14 protein-coding genes and 1 pseudogene are annotated in these 15,426 nt (G+C 69.6%); 2 read left to right on the top strand and 13 right to left on the bottom strand.

Translation table 11 applies throughout. The features are described from left to right. Window positions 1-69: 69 nt before the first annotated feature. From ybgC to J5226_RS09970, 9 genes and pseudogenes are all read right to left on the bottom strand, one after another. Entirely contained in the window at window positions 70-537 is a 468-nt protein-coding gene (gene ybgC / locus J5226_RS10010; protein WP_215839766.1) for a tol-pal system-associated acyl-CoA thioesterase, read from the bottom strand. Window positions 538-586: 49 nt separating this feature from the next. Continuing rightward, window positions 587-1,627: a Holliday junction branch migration DNA helicase RuvB gene (gene ruvB, locus J5226_RS10005; RefSeq protein ID WP_215839765.1), complete on the bottom strand. Its 1,041-nt coding sequence runs from the start codon at window positions 1,625-1,627 to the stop codon at window positions 587-589. Window positions 1,628-1,937: 310 nt separating this feature from the next. Beyond that, window positions 1,938-2,399 (bottom strand): cupin domain-containing protein, encoded by a 462-nt coding sequence (locus tag J5226_RS10000; protein ID WP_215839764.1) that lies wholly within the window; start codon window positions 2,397-2,399, stop codon window positions 1,938-1,940. Window positions 2,400-2,573: 174 nt separating this feature from the next. Continuing rightward, a complete protein-coding gene (locus J5226_RS09995; RefSeq protein WP_215839763.1) occupies window positions 2,574-4,490 on the bottom strand; it encodes a potassium transporter Kup in 1,917 nt (638 codons plus the stop codon). A gap of 149 nt (window positions 4,491-4,639) precedes the next feature. Then, window positions 4,640-6,484: pseudogene (locus J5226_RS09990) on the bottom strand (potassium transporter Kup); the annotation flags it as partial. A gap of 137 nt (window positions 6,485-6,621) precedes the next feature. Further along, a complete protein-coding gene (gene ruvA / locus J5226_RS09985; protein ID WP_215839761.1) occupies window positions 6,622-7,212 on the bottom strand; it encodes a Holliday junction branch migration protein RuvA in 591 nt (196 codons plus the stop codon). 168 nt (window positions 7,213-7,380) lie between these two features. Next, window positions 7,381-7,944, bottom strand: a complete 564-nt coding sequence (gene ruvC, locus J5226_RS09980; protein ID WP_215839760.1) for a crossover junction endodeoxyribonuclease RuvC — start codon at window positions 7,942-7,944, stop codon at window positions 7,381-7,383. Between the two features lie 73 nt (window positions 7,945-8,017). Beyond that, a complete protein-coding gene (locus J5226_RS09975; protein WP_215839759.1) occupies window positions 8,018-8,749 on the bottom strand; it encodes a YebC/PmpR family DNA-binding transcriptional regulator in 732 nt (243 codons plus the stop codon). Between the two features lie 125 nt (window positions 8,750-8,874). Next, window positions 8,875-9,501 carry an alpha/beta hydrolase gene (locus J5226_RS09970; RefSeq protein ID WP_215839758.1) on the bottom strand — a complete coding sequence of 209 codons (627 nt, stop codon included), beginning with the start codon at window positions 9,499-9,501 and terminating at the stop codon, window positions 8,875-8,877. A 544-nt stretch (window positions 9,502-10,045) separates the two neighbouring features. Between J5226_RS09970 and J5226_RS09965 the strand changes: the two genes are divergently transcribed. Both J5226_RS09965 and J5226_RS09960 read left to right on the top strand, forming a co-directional pair. Next, window positions 10,046-10,375 (top strand): hypothetical protein, encoded by a 330-nt coding sequence (locus J5226_RS09965; RefSeq protein WP_215839757.1) that lies wholly within the window; start codon window positions 10,046-10,048, stop codon window positions 10,373-10,375. Between the two features lie 67 nt (window positions 10,376-10,442). Beyond that, window positions 10,443-10,913 carry a hypothetical protein gene (locus J5226_RS09960; RefSeq protein ID WP_215839756.1) on the top strand — a complete coding sequence of 157 codons (471 nt, stop codon included), beginning with the start codon at window positions 10,443-10,445 and terminating at the stop codon, window positions 10,911-10,913. Here the strand turns inward: J5226_RS09960 and J5226_RS09955 are convergent. From J5226_RS09955 to J5226_RS09940, 4 genes are all read right to left on the bottom strand, one after another. Then, window positions 10,877-11,413, bottom strand: coding sequence for a GNAT family N-acetyltransferase (locus J5226_RS09955; RefSeq protein ID WP_215839755.1), 537 nt, complete (start codon window positions 11,411-11,413; stop codon window positions 10,877-10,879). The two genes, J5226_RS09960 and J5226_RS09955, sit on opposite strands and share 37 nt — an antisense overlap. Window positions 11,414-11,578: 165 nt before the next feature. Beyond that, window positions 11,579-13,345 carry an aspartate--tRNA ligase gene (gene aspS, locus J5226_RS09950; protein WP_215839754.1) on the bottom strand — a complete coding sequence of 589 codons (1,767 nt, stop codon included), beginning with the start codon at window positions 13,343-13,345 and terminating at the stop codon, window positions 11,579-11,581. Between the two features lie 302 nt (window positions 13,346-13,647). Next, entirely contained in the window at window positions 13,648-13,965 is a 318-nt protein-coding gene (locus J5226_RS09945) for a zinc ribbon domain-containing protein (RefSeq protein WP_215839753.1), read from the bottom strand. A gap of 152 nt (window positions 13,966-14,117) precedes the next feature. Next, a complete protein-coding gene (locus J5226_RS09940; RefSeq protein ID WP_215839752.1) occupies window positions 14,118-15,407 on the bottom strand; it encodes a cation:proton antiporter in 1,290 nt (429 codons plus the stop codon). Window positions 15,408-15,426 lie beyond the last annotated feature (19 nt).

The raw sequence follows: 15,426 nt of genomic DNA, 5'->3' as shown, positions 1-15,426 counted from the left end.
GGCGCGGGTTTTACTACCGGGTCCGTGAAGCCGTCCGCAACGCGCCCGCGGGGCGGCGTCGCGCGCGGCTCAGCCGGCCGGCTCCGGCGCTTGCTGCGCCAGCAACTGCGCATACAAGGCCGGCGGGATCGGGCACGGACGCAGCTGCTGCGCGTCGACCGAGGCGATCTTCACTTCGGCGTCGATCAGCCGCTCTTCGCCGCGCATCACGCGCTGGACGAAGATCAGGCTGGCGCGGCGGCAGCGCACCAATTCCACGGTGACCCGCAGTTCGTCGTCCAGCCGTCCGGGCTTGAGGAAGCCGATCTGCATGCCGGCGACCACGAACAACAGCCCGTGCTCGAGCCGCAGGCCGTCCTGGCCGTAGCCCAGGGCGCGCACCCATTCGCTGCGCGCGCGCTCCATGAAGGCCAGATATTGGGCGTGGTACACCAGCCCGCCGGCGTCGGTATCTTCCCAATAGACGCGTGTCGGCCAACTGAATAAGCCGGGAACAACGGCGGAACTCGCGGCGGAATCGGTCGATGGAGCGCTCATGCGCGGTCTCCGTGCGGGCCGGCGCAGGCCGGCGTCGAAGCGACGGGCATCAGAACAACGCTCCCGGTTCGCCGGCGCCCTCGCCCGGCCGCTGGCGCGGGTCCAGGCCGAAATGGCGGTAAGCGCGCGAGGTCGCCATGCGGCCGCGCGCGGTGCGGATCAGATAGCCCTGCTGGATCAGGAACGGCTCGATCACGTCCTCGAGCGTGCCGCGCTCCTCGCTCAGCGCGGCGGCCAGCGACTCCACGCCGACCGGGCCGCCGTCGAAGGACTCGATGATGGTCTTGAGCAAACGCCGGTCGAGGTCGTCGAAGCCTTCCGGATCGACCTTGAGCATCGCCATCGCCGCATCGGCGACGGCGCGGTCGATGTGGCCGCTGGCGCGCACCTGGGCGTAGTCGCGCACGCGCCGCAGCAGGCGGTTGGCGATGCGCGGGGTGCCGCGCGAGCGCTTGGCGATCTCGGCCGCGCCCTCGGCCTCGCAGGCGATGCCGAGGATCTGCGCGGAGCGGCGCACGATCTTGGTCAGCTCCTCGGCGTTGTAGAACTCCAGCCGCTGGACGATGCCGAAACGGTCGCGCAGCGGCGCGGTCAGCAGGCCGGCGCGGGTGGTCGCGCCGATCAGGGTGAACGGCGGCAGGTCGATCTTGATCGAGCGCGCGGCCGGGCCCTCGCCGATCATGATGTCGATCTGGTAGTCCTCCATCGCCGGGTACAGCACTTCCTCGACCAGCGGCGAGAGGCGGTGGATTTCGTCGACGAACAGCACGTCGTGCGGCTGCAGGTTGGTCAGCAGCGCGGCCAGATCGCCGGCCTTTTCGATCACCGGGCCGGAGGTCTGGCGCAGGTTGACCCCGAGCTCGTTGGCGATGACGTGGCTCAGCGTGGTCTTGCCCAGGCCCGGCGGGCCGAAGATCAGCACGTGATCGAGCGCCTCGCCGCGGCCCTTGGCGGCCTCGATGTAGATCTTGAGCTGCTCGCGCACCGGTTGCTGGCCGAGGTATTCGTCCAGGCGCTTGGGGCGGATCGAGGCCTCGATGGCGTCGTCTTCGCGGGTGGCGCCGGAGGCGATGATGCGCTGGTCGTTCATGCGGATATGTTCGCATGGGACGGGGCGCGGGCGCAGTGGCGGAACGTACCGGGGCGCGGCGGCGCCGGGCGGATTCGCACGAAAGGCGCGGATCGGTGCGAATGGGCGCGTACCGGCTCGAATCCGCGAGCGCCGGCGCGGTTCGCGCTGCGGTGGGCCGCTGGCCCGCCGCGCCTGTGGACAAGTCGCGCGGCCGGCGCCGGCGCGGCGGCCCTGCCCCATGCGCCGCGGCTTCGCGATGCGCCCTCTCGCGACGGGCGAATCCCGCGCGGCCCGGCGCCCGCCGCGAGCGGCCCGGACGGCCCGCGACTCAGACGAAATGCACGTCGTAGCGCTCGTGCATCTGCGCCAGTTCCTCCGCGCCAATCTCGCCGCGCAGGATCTTCGGCAGCGCGCGGAAATAGTCGAACCGATCGGTACCCGGCGCCAGGGTCACGAACACGTCGGCGACCTCGCCCTCGGTGGCGCGGAAGGAATGCACGACGCCGGCCGGAATCACCGCCAGCCCGCCCTGCTCCACCCGCACGGTCTCGCCGTCGATGAGCATCTCCAAGGTTCCCTCAAGCACGTAGAACGCCTCGCTGGAGCGATGGTGGATGTGCGGCCGGGCGCCGGCCGCGCCGGGTTGCAGGCGCAGGCGGTTGCAGCCCAGAACACCGCAGCAATCGCTGGCGTCGGCCAGCAGCCACAACTCGCTGCCGTCGCCGCGCAGCAACTCGGCGTCGCGTTGCTGGATCACGAAGGCGCGGGCCTGCGGGGAGACTTCGGTCATCGCGGAATCCTCGTCGTGGGAAGTGGCGACGAGGCTAGGCGGGCGCCGCGCGCGGCCGCAATCCGGCGCGGATGGAACGATTCTTCCCGGCGCGCGGCGCGCACCGCAGCATTCCGGCGCGAGGGCTTGCCGGCGACGGCGGCCGCGGTTAGCGCGCGGCCGCGGCCGCCCGCGTCAGATCTCGACCTGCGCGCCCAACTCGACCAAGCGATTGCCGGGAATCCGGAAGAACCCGGTCGCTGGCGCCGCGTTGCGGTGCATGAAGGCGAACAAGCGGTCGCGCCAGATCGGCATGCCGCGGTGGCGGCTGGCGACCACGGTCTCGCGGCTGGCGAAGTACGTCGTGGTCATCGGATCGAAGTAGATGCCGCCGGCATCGCAGGAACGCATCAGCGCCAGCGGCACGTCGGGCACTTCCATGAAGCCGAAGCGGATCAGCACGCGGTAGAAGTCGTTGCCGATGGCCTCGATCTTGAGCCGCTTCTCCTTCGGCGCGTGCGGCATTCCCAGCGTTTCCACGGTCAGGAACACGTTGCGCTCGTGCAGCACCTTGTTGTGCTTGAGGTTGTGCAGCAGCGCGTGCGGCACCACGCCCTTGTCGGCGGTCATGAAGATCGCGGTGCCGGGCACGCGCACCGGCGGCGCCAGCATCAGGCCGGGCAGGAAGCTGTCGAGCGAGATGCCTTCCTTGCGCACTTCCTCGTGCAGCAGTTCGCGGCCGCGGCGCCAGGTGCGCATCATGGTGAACAGCACCACGCCCAGCAGCAGCGGGAACCAGGCGCCGTCCATGAACTTGATGATGTTGGCGTAGAAGAACGCCAGATCGACCAACACGAACATCGCCGCCAGCAGCCAGAACAGCGGCGCGGGGATGCGCGAGTTGGCGCGCAGGTAGATGATCATCAGCACGCTGGTGATCAGCATGGTGCCGGTGACCGAAACGCCGTAGGCGGTGGCCAGCGCGGTCGAACTGCCGAAGCCGACCACCGACACCACCACCAATGCCAGCAGCATCCAGTTCACTGCCGGGATGTAGATCTGGCCGATGGTTTCGCGAGAGGTGTGCTTGATCGCCATGCGCGGGATGTAGCCCAACTGCATGGCCTGCCGCGCGACCGAGAACGCGCCGGTGATCACCGCCTGCGAGGCGATCACCGTCGCCGCGGTGGCCAGGCCGACCATCGGCAGCAGCGCCCAGGCCGGCACCGCCTCGAAGAACGGATTGCCGACCGCGGACGGCTTGCCCAGCATCAGCGCGCCCTGGCCGAGGTAGTTCAAGGTCAGCGCCGGCAGCGCGACGTAGGTCCAGGCCAGACGGATCGGCCATTTGCCGAAGTGGCCCATGTCGGCGTACAGCGCCTCGCCGCCGGTCACCGCCAGCACCACCGCGCCGAGCACGAACACCGCGTGCCAGTTGTGCTCCATGAAGAAGCGCAGGCCCCAGATCGGATTGAGCGCGCGGATCACCTGCGGCGCATCGACGATGTTGTAGACGCCGATCGCGCCGAGCGAAAGGAACCACAGGATCATCACCGGGCCGAACGCCTTGCCCACCACCTCGGTGCCGAAGCGCTGGGCCAGGAACAGCACGACCAGCACCGCCACGGTGATCGGCACGACGAAGCGGTCCAGGTGCGGCGCCGCCACTTCCAGGCCTTCCACCGCCGACAGCACCGAGATCGCCGGGGTGATCACGCCGTCGCCGAAGAACAGCGAGGCGCCGAAGATGCCGAGGATGCCGATGACGTAGACCGCGCGCGGATTGTGCTTGACCGTGCGCTGGGTCAGCGCGGTGAGCGCCATGATGCCGCCCTCACCGTCGTTGTCGGCGCGCATGATCACCGCCACGTACTTCAAGGTGACCACGATCATCAGCGACCAGAACACCAGCGACAGGATGCCGAGCACGGTGTGCTGGTCGGGGCTGAGGCCGTAATGCGGCGAGAACGCTTCCTTCAGCGTGTACAGCGGGCTGGTGCCGATGTCGCCGAACACCACGCCGATGGCGCCGACCACCAATCCGGCGAGACCGGTCTTGGCATGGCCCGCCGAACCGTCGGCATGGGCGGGGGACGGGCTGCTGGCGGACATGGCGGTTCCTGAACGGATTAAGGGCCGACCGTCCCCTGAGCGCCGGCCGGCGAAGCGCGCACTCTAGCGCTTTCTCCGGCCGATTGCCGTCGCGGATACGACTCCGCGCGGCGAAACCGCGCAGCGCGGCCGCAACCGCGCCGCCGCGATCAGATCTCGACCTGCGCGCCCAGCTCGACCAGGCGATTGCCGGGAATGCGGAAGAACCCGGTCGCCGGCGCCGCGTTGCGATGCATGAAGGCGAACAAGCGGTCGCGCCAGATCGGCATGCCGCGGTGGCGGCTGGCGACCACGGTCTCGCGGCTGGCGAAGTAGGTCGTGTCCATCGGATCGAAGTAGATGCCGCCGGCATCGCACGAGCGCATCAGCGCCAGCGGCACGTCGGGCACTTCCATGAAGCCGAAGCGGATCACCACCCGATAGAAATCGTTGCCGATGGCCTCGATCTTGAGCCGCTTCTCCTTCGGCGCGTACGGCACGCCGAGGGTTTCCACGGTCAGGAACACATTGCGTTCGTGCAGCACCTTGTTGTGCTTGAGGTTGTGCAGCAACGCGTGCGGCACCACGCCCTTGTCGGCGGTCATGAAGATCGCCGTGCCCGGCACCCGCACCGGCGGCGCCAGCATCAGGCCGGGCAGGAAGCTGTCGAGCGAGATGCCTTCCTTGCGCACTTCCTCGTGCAGCAGTTCGCGACCGCGGCGCCAGGTGCGCAGCAGGGTGAACACGATCAGGCCCAGCGCCAGCGGGAACCAGGCGCCGTCGAAGAACTTGGCGCCGTTGGCGATGACGAAGCCGACGTCGACCACGAAGAACAGCACGCACAGCGGCAGCACCCACTTGCGCCAGCGCGGCCACAGCGCGCGCGCGACCAGGGCCAGCAGCAAGGTGTCGATCAGCATCGTCCCCGACACCGAGATGCCGTAGGCGGTGGCCAGCGCGGTCGAGCTGCGGAAGGCCAGGACCACGGTGATGACCGCGATCGCCAGGATCCAGTTGATGTACGGCACGTAGATCTGGCCGATGGTGCTGCTGGAGGTGTGCTTGATCTGCATGCGCGGGATGTAGCCCAGCTGCATCGCCTGACGCGACACCGAATACGCGCCGGTGATGACCGCCTGCGAGGCGATCACCGCCGCCATCGTCGCCAGCACGATCATCGGGTACAGCGCCCACGGCGGCACCGATTCGAAGAACGGGTTGACCACCGCGCGCGGATGGTTGAGCACGAACGCGCCCTGGCCGAGGTAGTTCAGCATCAGGCTCGGCAGCACCATGAGGTACCACGCGTAGCGGATCGGCTTGGCGCCGAAGTGGCCCATGTCGGCGTACAGCGCTTCGCCGCCGGTCACCGCCAGCACCACCACGCCGAGGATCAGCACCGACTTGGTGCCGTGTTCCATGAAGAAACGCGCGCCCCACATCGGGTTGAGCGCCTTGAGCACTTCCGGGCCCTGAATGATGTTGTAGACGCCGATGGCGGCGAGCGAGACGAACCAGATCATGGTGATCGGGCCGAACACCTTGCCGACTTTCTCGGTGCCGAAGCGCTGGGCCAGGAACACCATCACCAGGATCAACACGGTGATCGGCACGATGAAGCGGTGCAGGCCGGGCGCGGCGACTTCCAGGCCCTCGACCGCGCCGAGCACCGAAATCGCCGGGGTGATGACGCTGTCGCCGAAGAACAGCGAGGCGCCGAAGATGCCGAGAATGCCGACGACATAGGCCGAGCGCCCGCCCTTGGCCAGGGTGCGCTGGGCCAGGGTCATCAGCGCCATGATCCCGCCTTCGCCGTCGTTGTCGGCGCGCATGATGATGGTGACGTACTTGAGCGTCACCACGATCATCAGCGCCCAGAACACCAGCGACAGGATGCCGAGCACGGTGTCGTGGTTGCTGACCAGGTGGAAGTGCGGGGAGAACGCTTCCTTCAGCGTATACAGCGGGCTGGTGCCGATGTCGCCGAAGACCACGCCGATCGCGCCGACGATCAGCCCCGGAAGCCCTTGTTTGGGGCCGTGATGGCCTGAGTCGTGGCCGCTCGCGGCCTTGTGGCCGTGAGCGTGCTTGTCGCTGGCAGGAACAGTAGAAGACATTGTCGTCGGATTCCGGGCGGTGTCCCGCCGTGGGCTCAACGCAGCGCGGACTTTAGCGCTTTGCGGATGATGGCGGCGGCATCGTCGCCGGCCGCGGCGGCCTCGCGCGCCATGCGCGCGGCTTCGGCCGGCTTGTAACCCAGTTGCTGCAAGGCCACCACGGCCTCGCTCTGCGGGTCGGCGGGAATGCCGCCGCTGGGCAGGGTGGCGCCGGCGCCGGCCAGATCGGCGGCGCGGTCGCGCAGTTCGACCACCATACGCTCGGCGGTCTTCTTGCCGATGCCGGGGATGCGGGTCAGCGCGGTGACGTCGCCGGCCTGCACCTGCCGCGCGAATTCGTCCACCGACACGCCCGACAGCACCGCCAGCGCGATCTTGGCGCCGATGCCGCTGACCTTCTGCACGTCGCGGAACAGCCGGCGCTCGCTCTCGCGCAGGAAGCCGTACAGCGAGACGCTGTCTTCCTTCTGCGCGTAATGGGTGAACAACGCGACCTCGCGGCCGATGTCGGGCAGGTCGTAGAACGTGCTCATCGGCGCTTCGAGCTCGTAGCCCACGCCGTGCACGTCGACCACCAGCCACGGCGGCTGCTTATGCACCAGGATGCCTTTGAGGCGACCGATCACAGGGTGACTCCAAAAGGACGGCGCGACCCGCCGTGACCGGCGCGTCGCAAAAAGAAGACGGAAATCGAAGGAAAGCGCGGACGGCTACCCAGGACAACGCGGACGCGCGCGCGGGTCCCTACCCCGCGCGCCGCGGACGGCGCGGCGACGACCCGGACGGCGGCCATCTCAGGCGCCGCGCCTGCGCAGCTGGTGGGTGGCGATGCCGGTGCGCTGGGCCGTAGCGCTCATATGGGCATGCGTCAGCGCGACCGCAAGCGCGTCGGCGGCGTCGGCCTGCAGCTTCACTTCGGGCAGGTTCAGCAACAGCCGCACCATGTGCTGGACCTGCTGCTTGTCGGCCGCGCCGCGCCCGACCAGCGATTGCTTGATCAGCCGCGGCGCGTATTCGCTGATCGGAATGCGCCGGCGCACCACGGTCGCCAGCGCCGCGCCGCGGGCATGGCCGAGCTTGAGCGCCGAGGTCGCGGACTTGTCCATGAACACCGTCTCGATCGCCACCTGCATCGGCCCGAACTCGTCCAGCGCCGCTTCCAGGCCTTCGCACAGCAGGCCCAGGCGCGAGGGGAAATCCTCGGCGTCGAGCAGCTTGAGCGCGCGCGCGGCGACGAAGGTGCAGCGGCCGTCGCTGGCCATGTCGATCACGCCCAGGCCGGTGCGCTGCGAGCCGGGGTCGATGCCCAGGATGCGCACGGGCCCGGCGGCCGGGCTGCGGGTTGCGGAGGTCGCCATCGGCTAGCGCTGGCGCAGCGCGGTGGCCGGGCCGGACGCGCGCGGGGCGCGGCCGCGGTCCCGGCGGCCGCGACTACGCATACGCGTCCTCGCCGAGGTCGGCGTTGGTGTAGACGTTCTGCACGTCGTCCATGTCTTCCAGCCAGTTGAGCAGCTTGACCACCTGCTGCGCGGTCTCGCCTTCCACCGCGCTGGTGTTGTCGGCGCGGAAGGTCACTTCGGCCTGGCCGGGCGCGAGGCCCGCGGCTTCCATCGCGGCCTTGACCGCGGCGAACGCGTCGGGCGCGGTCAGCACGTCGATCGAGCCGTCGTCGGGGTAGACCACGACGTCGTCGGCGCCGGCGTCGATGGCGACCTCGGTGATCTTCTCTTCGTCGGCACCGCCCTCGAACCACAGCACGCCGCGCTTGGCGAACATGAAGGACACCGAGCCGTCGGTGCCGAGGTTGCCGCCGAACTTGCTGAAGGCGTGGCGCACGTCGGCGACGGTACGGACCTTGTTGTCGGTCAGGCAGTCCACGATCACCGCCACGCCGCCGGGGGCGTAGCCCTCGTAGCGCACTTCCTCGTACTCGACGCCTTCCAGCGCGCCGGTGGCCTTCTTGATCGCGCGTTCGATCACGTCCTTGGACATGTTCGCCGACAGCGCCTTATCGACCGCCGTGCGCAGGCCCGGGTTGCCGTTGGGATCGCCGCCGCCGCGGCGCGCGGCGACGCTGATCTCGCGGATGATCTTGGTGAAGATCTTGCCGCGACGCGCGTCTTCGGCGTTCTTGCGTGCTTCGATCGACGGACCTCTACCCATGGCGTTACCGGCTTATGTCTGAACAAGCCGGCGATTTTACCTGATCGGTTCTGGTGCGCGACTCGAAAACCGCCATCCGCCCGGCGGCGGTCCGCCGGCGGCGAACCGGGATCGCATTCGGGCGATCAGTCGCCGAACTTGCCGCGACGGAAGAAGGCCTCGGTCATGCGCGCGGCCTGGGCGGAAAACAGCAGGCCGCTGTGGCTGGCGTCGATGACCGAGTGCGCGGCCAGTCCCGGCAGCCGGGTTTCGGCGACCGCGACGGTGCCGTCGCTGTCGCCGTCGAAGCGGCCGAAGTAGCGGCCCAGCCCGTGCGGGCTGCGGCCGGCGATCAGCCCGACCTGGGCCGCGCCCTGCCACGGCGGGCAGCCTTCCAGCAGCAGCGCGGCGGCGCGGCCGAGCACCGGCGCGCTCCAGGCATGGCGCGAGAGACCGTCGGCGGCGGAACTGCCGAGCAGCGGCGAGCCCAGGCAGACCACGCGCCGCACCGGCAATTCGGGGTGCTCGCGCAGCGCGCGCAGGGTGATCAGGCCGCCGAGGCTGTGCGCCAGCACGTGCGCGGGCTCGCGGCGCAGGCTCTCGACCAGCTTGGGCAGCACCGCCTCGGGGCCGGCGGCGGCGCCGGCGTAGGCGAAGGTTTCGGGCTGGAAGCCGGCCGCGGCCAGTCGCGCGCCGAGCCAGGCCATCGACACGCCGGGCATCCAGATGCCGTGCAACATCACGATCCTGCGCAGGTGGGGCGTGCGGGCCATAAGCGGTGCGGATGGGAAGCCTGCGGCCACTATCGGGCCGCGGCGGCGCGACGCCAAGCGGCGCGGCGGGGGCGGCGGTCATGGCGACTTCGGCCGGGTACGCGCGGTGGCGCCGGAGCAGGCCGGCCGGCGAGTCGCGCGGTCTTCGGCGTCGGGGAAGCGCGGAATCTCCCGCCCGCGACATCCGGTCGCCGCGACGGCGCGCGCCGAAAGGCGCATCGTTCCGGCCGTCCAACCGGCTCAGCCCCTCCGAACCGGCCGCTCCCCCCGCCGCGGTTACAAACGGTCAGCCAAGCCGAACCGGTTTCACAGTTCGCTACCCCATACCCGCCGTATGGCGAGACCGGCCACGATCCGAGTCACGCGCCCGGGCGTTCCGGCAAATCCGTCAAGTCCTGACGTTGCGATCTGCGTCTAGAAAATGAGATGGATGTCATCGAACAACAAGTGTGAAACAACCAAGCATCCGAATCGTGATGGCGTGCAAATATTGCACGGCCGGCGCACCGCAGGATGCGCGCCACCCGCAGCCGACGGCACCTCCATGGCCCCGCGCTCCCCGACGACCGCCCTGCCCATCGTCAACGTGCTCGCCTCGGCGCTGCTGGCCGCGGTGGCGCTGTTCTCCACGGCGCCGGTGTCGTGCGAGCAGCCCAGCCACATCGGCCTGATCCACCCCGTGCATCTGTTCTTCGACCGAGTCGGGGCGCGCCTGGAGCGCAGCTATCCGCAGTTGATGCAGTGGTCGCCGGCGCTGTGGGTGCTGCCGCACCGCATCGATTGCCGCTGCGCGCCGCCGGCGCAGACGCCCGCGCCGGCCGCCGCCTCGCACGGGCCGCCATCGCCGCACCGGGCGCTGATCGCGTTGCGCTGAACCGCCCCGCCCCACCCTCGGTCGCGCTTCGCGCCACTCCTACTTGGGCGACCTGTGTAGGAGCGGCGTGAGCCGCGACCACGCCAATACGAACGCCGACGCAATCGTTCTGGCGTCGGGAAGCCACCCGCTCGAAAACAGCCGCGCCGGTCTATGCGGTTTCGCGGTCGCGGCTCGCGCCGCTCCTACATGGGCGACCTGTAGGAGCGGCGCAAGCCGCGACCGCGTCAATACGAACGCTGACGCAACCATCCTGGCGTCGGAAGGCCGCCCGCTCGAAAAAAGCCGCCCCGGCCTATGCGGTTTCGCGGTCGCGGCTCGCGCCGCCCCTACATGGGCGACCTGTAGGAGCGGCGCGAGCCGCGACCGCATCAATACGAACGCCGACGCGACCATTCCGGCGTCGGGAGGCCACCCGCTCGAAAACAGCTGCCGCCGGGTTATGCGATTTCGCGGTCGCGGCTCACGCCGCTCCTACACGCAGGCCATGCGGGTTGCGGATCAACTGGCCGCTGCGCGGCGCAGGATGAACTCGTGATCGCGCGTGTCGCCGACGACGAATTCGTAATGCCCGACCTTCTCGAATCCGTAGCGCCCGTAGAACCGCTGCGCGCCGTAGTTCTCCGACCACACGCCGATCCACAGCGTGCGCGGGCCTTCGCGTTCCAGCCACACCAGCGCGGTCTCGAACAAGCGGCTGCCCCAACCGCCGTTCTGCGCCTCGGGCAGCAGGTACAGGCGCTTGAGCTCGCCGTCGCCGGGCGCGACGTCCGCGTGCGGCAGCCCGCAGGCGCCGGCGAGCGCGTGGCCGATCGCGACGCCGTCGCGCTCCAGCAACCACGCGGCGCAAGCCGGGTCGGCCAGCAGCGCGCCGATGGCTTGGTGCGAATAGGTGTCGGCGAGAAAGCCGCTGAGGTCGATCGGCGGGTACGAATCGCCGAAGGTGACGACGAAGCAGCGCGCGGAGATCTCGGCCAAGGCGGCGGTGTCGGCCGGCGTGGCGCGGCGGATGGCGAAGTTCGCGGAAGGGGCGTCCATGTGCGGCATCGTTCGATTCGTGGGTGTCGCAGAGTCTAAATGCGGAAGGGGCCCCGGCTGCGATGCTTCAGCCGCAAGCCGACAGGCCTGAGCGCGAAGCATCGGAGCCGAAACCCCTTCCACGAAGCGACGGCGGCCCGATTCGCATCGGGCCGCCGCGATGGCTCAGGCCGGATCTTTCGGCCGCACCATCACATGCACTTCGGCCAGCTGCGCGTCCGGGATCGGCGACGGCGCGCCGGTCATCAGGCATTGCGCGGTGGTGGTCTTGGGGAAGGCGATCACGTCGCGGATCGACTCGGTGCCGGCCATCAGCGCGGCGATGCGGTCGATGCCGAAGGCGATGCCGCCGTGCGGCGGCGCGCCGTACTTGAGCGCGTCGAGCAGGAAGCCGAACTTGGCCTCGGCCTCCTCCGCGCCGATGCCGAGCAGATCGAACACCGCCGACTGCATCTGCGGACGGTGGATGCGGATCGAACCGCCGCCGATCTCGTTGCCGTTGAGCACCATGTCGTAGCCGCGCGACACCGCGGTCTTGGCGTTGGCGCGCAGGTCGGCGATGTCGTCCACGGCCGGCGCGGTGAAGGGGTGATGCAGCGCCACGTAGCGCTGCGCCTCTTCGTCCCACTCGAACATCGGGAAATCGGTGACCCACAGCGGCTTCCAGCCTTCGCCGATCAAGTTCAGATCGCGGCCCAGCTTCAGGCGCAGCGCGCCCATGAAGTCGCTGGCGGTCTTGTAGTCGGCGGCGCCGAAGAAAATCATGTCGCCGGTCTGCGCGCCGGCGGCCGCGACGATCTGGGCCAGGGTGGCGTCGTCGAAGAACTTGGCGATCGGCGAGTTGATGCCCTCGCGGCCCTTGCCGGCGTCCTCGATCTTCATCCACGCCAAACCCTTGGCGCCGTGCTTGGCCGCGTGCGCGCCGGCCTCGTCGATCTGCTTGCGCGACCAGCCCGCGGCGCCCGGCGCGCGCAGCGCGATCACGCGGCCGTCGGCGTGGTTGGCCCAATCGGCGAAGACCTTGAATTCGCAGGTCTTGACCAGCTCGGCGATGTCGGCGAATTCCAGTTCGATGCGCAGGTCCGGCTTGTCCGAACCGTAGCGGCGCATGGCTTCGGCGTAGGTCATGCGCGGGAAGGTCGCGTCGAGTTCGACGTCGATGGTTTCCTTGAACACTTCGCGGATCATGCCCTCGACGGTGTCCTGCACGTCGCGCTCGGACACCCAGGCGAATTCCATGTCGAGCTGGGTGAACTCGAGCTGGCGGTCGGCGCGCAGCGCTTCGTCGCGGAAGCAGCGCGCGATCTGGTAGTAGCGGTCGAAGCCGGCCACCATCAGGATCTGCTTGAACAGCTGCGGCGACTGCGGCAGCGCGTAGAACTCGCCCGGATGCATGCGCGCCGGGACCAGGAAGTCGCGCGCGCCTTCCGGCGTGGCCTTGGTCAGGATCGGGGTTTCGATGTCCTGGAAGCCGCGCGCGTCGAGCCAGCGGCGCAGCGACTGCACCAGACGGATGCGGGTGCGCATCATCTTCTGCATTTCCGGGCGGCGCAGGTCGAGGTAACGATAGGTCAGGCGGGTTTCTTCGCCGGCGTTCTCGTGAGCGTGGAACGGCAGCGGCTCGGCCTTGTTGAGCACTTCGATCCGCGCGGCCAGCACTTCGACCTTGCCGCTGCGGATCTTGTCGTTGGCGGCGCCGCGCGCGCGCACGGTGCCGGTGACGCGCACGCAGCTTTCCGCGCTCAGATCGCCGGCGGTCTTGAACAGATCGCCCATGTCCGAATCGACCACGATCTGGACCACGCCCTCGTGATCCCGCAGATCGGTGAACACCACGTGGCTCTGGACACGGTTGGTGTTGACCCAGCCGCACAAGGTGACGGTCTGGCCGATCAGCGCCTCATCGACGAGGCCGCAGAAGTGGGTACGCATGGAAGCTCCGGATTGGTCGATCGGCCGGGCCGATCGTTGGATCGTGGGGGTTTTGCCGCAGGCGGCTCGCGCGGACCGCGGCGGGAGCCGGGCCGGAATCGCCTCACCGGCCGGGGGCCGGGGCCGAACATTCTAGTCGTTTTATCGCGCGGCCTTCAGCGGCGGGCGCGGGCGTCGCGGCGGGCGCGCGGGACGGGCGTCGGGCTCGCCCGGATCGTCGCGATCCGAGCCGGAACCCCGGCCCTCACGAGAAAGGGCGCCTCTCGGCGCCCTCTCGGCAGATCGCGGACGGGGCCGGAACCTCAGCCGCCGCTGGCCGCCGGCTTGGCGGCCGGAGCCGGCGCCGCGGGCGCCGCATCGGCCTTCTTCTCGGCCGGCTTGCTCGCCGCGGTCCCGCCGGTGCTGCCCTCGCCGGCGAGATTGCGCTTCTTGTCGCCGTCCTTCTTGAAGTCGGTTTCGTACCAGCCGCCGCCGGCCAGACGGAACTGCGGCGCGGTCAGCTGGCGGCCGACCTGATCGGCCCCGCACTCGGGGCAAACGGTCGGATCGGGATCGGAGAGCTTCTGCAGGCGGTCGAAGTGGTGGCCGCAGGCATTGCACTGGAAGGCGTAGATGGGCATGGCGGGAAACGTGGGGAAGCCGGCTCAGGCTGGCTAGTTTGGGGCTCGGACGCGCCGATGCAAGCGCGCGGCGCGCAGCGGAGGCCGATTCGGGGCCGGAATCGCGCCGGATCGGCTCGAAATCGGCTCGAAATCGGCAACCCCGGGCCGTCTCAGCCGCCCGGCGGGTGCGGATCGGGCCGCGCCGCAACCGGCCGCGCCGCGGCCGCCGGCACCGCGGTGGGCTCCGGCTCGGGCCGCGCGGTCCCGGCCGCGGCCTCGCGGCGGCGGCGGTCGCCGGCGTCGTCGGGGTGGCGCGGGCCGTGGTCCTCGGCCGGATCGACATCGAACGGCGCGCGGAACACCAGCGACGGCAGCGCCGTGGTCAGCGTCGCGTACAGCAGCAGCGCGCCGAACCACGCATCCGGCAAGGCGAAGCGGTCGCGCAGGATGCCGGCCAGGACCAGGGTGAAGATCAGCGTCGGCGCCAGCGCCACCGACACGCGCAGGCTGGAGCCGTGCCTCTCGCCGAACAGCGCGCGCCGCTGCAGCCAGATCACCCCGATCCGCAGCGGCAGCACCACCGCCGTCAGCAACAGCCCCAGGCCCAGCGCCTCGAAGCTCAGCGCGCCGCTGGGCACCTTGGTGCCGGCGTTGAAGAAATAGAACGGAACGAAGAACGAAGCGAACAGCCGCACCGCGTGCAGGTTCTCGTCCGAGGCCAGACGCGGCATGCGTTCGCGCAACAAGCGCGCGATCAAACCGGCGACGAACGCGCCGACCAGGTAATACACGCCGAGCTTGGCGGTGGCGAACGCGGCGATCATGCCGACCATCACCAACAGCGAAAACTCCGAGCCCGGCGCATGCGGCGCGACCCAGCGCCCGAGCGCGACGAACACCAGCGGCAAACCGACCAGCATCGCGATCAACGCGCCCGAGGACAGCGCCATGCGCACCGGGTCGCTGGCTTGCAAGACCACGAACAGCGCCACCAGCGCCAGCAATTCGCCGGCGATGGCCTTGCTGGTGACCCAGAAACGTTCTTCCTCGTCCAAGCCCAGCCGCGCCAGACTGTCGAGGATGAAGCCGGTGGACGGCGTCAGCAGCGCCAGCGCCAGCAAACCCGCGGCCTGCCAACCCATGCCGGCGTAGCGCCATGCCAGCCAGCCGACGCCGACCAAAGTCGCGGTGCGGATCAGCAAATGCGCGACCAACGGCCACAGCCCCTTGCGCAGCGCGCTGAGCTCCACTTCCAGCCCGGCGAACAGGAACAGCGAGGAAATGCCGAGCGTGGCCAGCATCGCCACCACGGTGTCGTGCGACTTGTCGCCCCAGGCCAGCATCGCCACGATGCCGAACAGCAGACAGGTCAGCGGCGCGGGAATCTTGTAGCGCTGCAGCGCGCGCGGGACGACCAGCAGGCCGAAGATCAGCAGCAGATAGATCAGTTCGCGGCTCATGCGGCCCCCTGGTGCGAAA

This window comes from Lysobacter sp. K5869 (assembly GCF_018847975.1).
Classification (GTDB): domain Bacteria; phylum Pseudomonadota; class Gammaproteobacteria; order Xanthomonadales; family Xanthomonadaceae; genus Lysobacter.
Note: the sequence above shows the minus strand (reverse complement) of the source record. Positions and strands in the feature narration are given on the sequence as shown.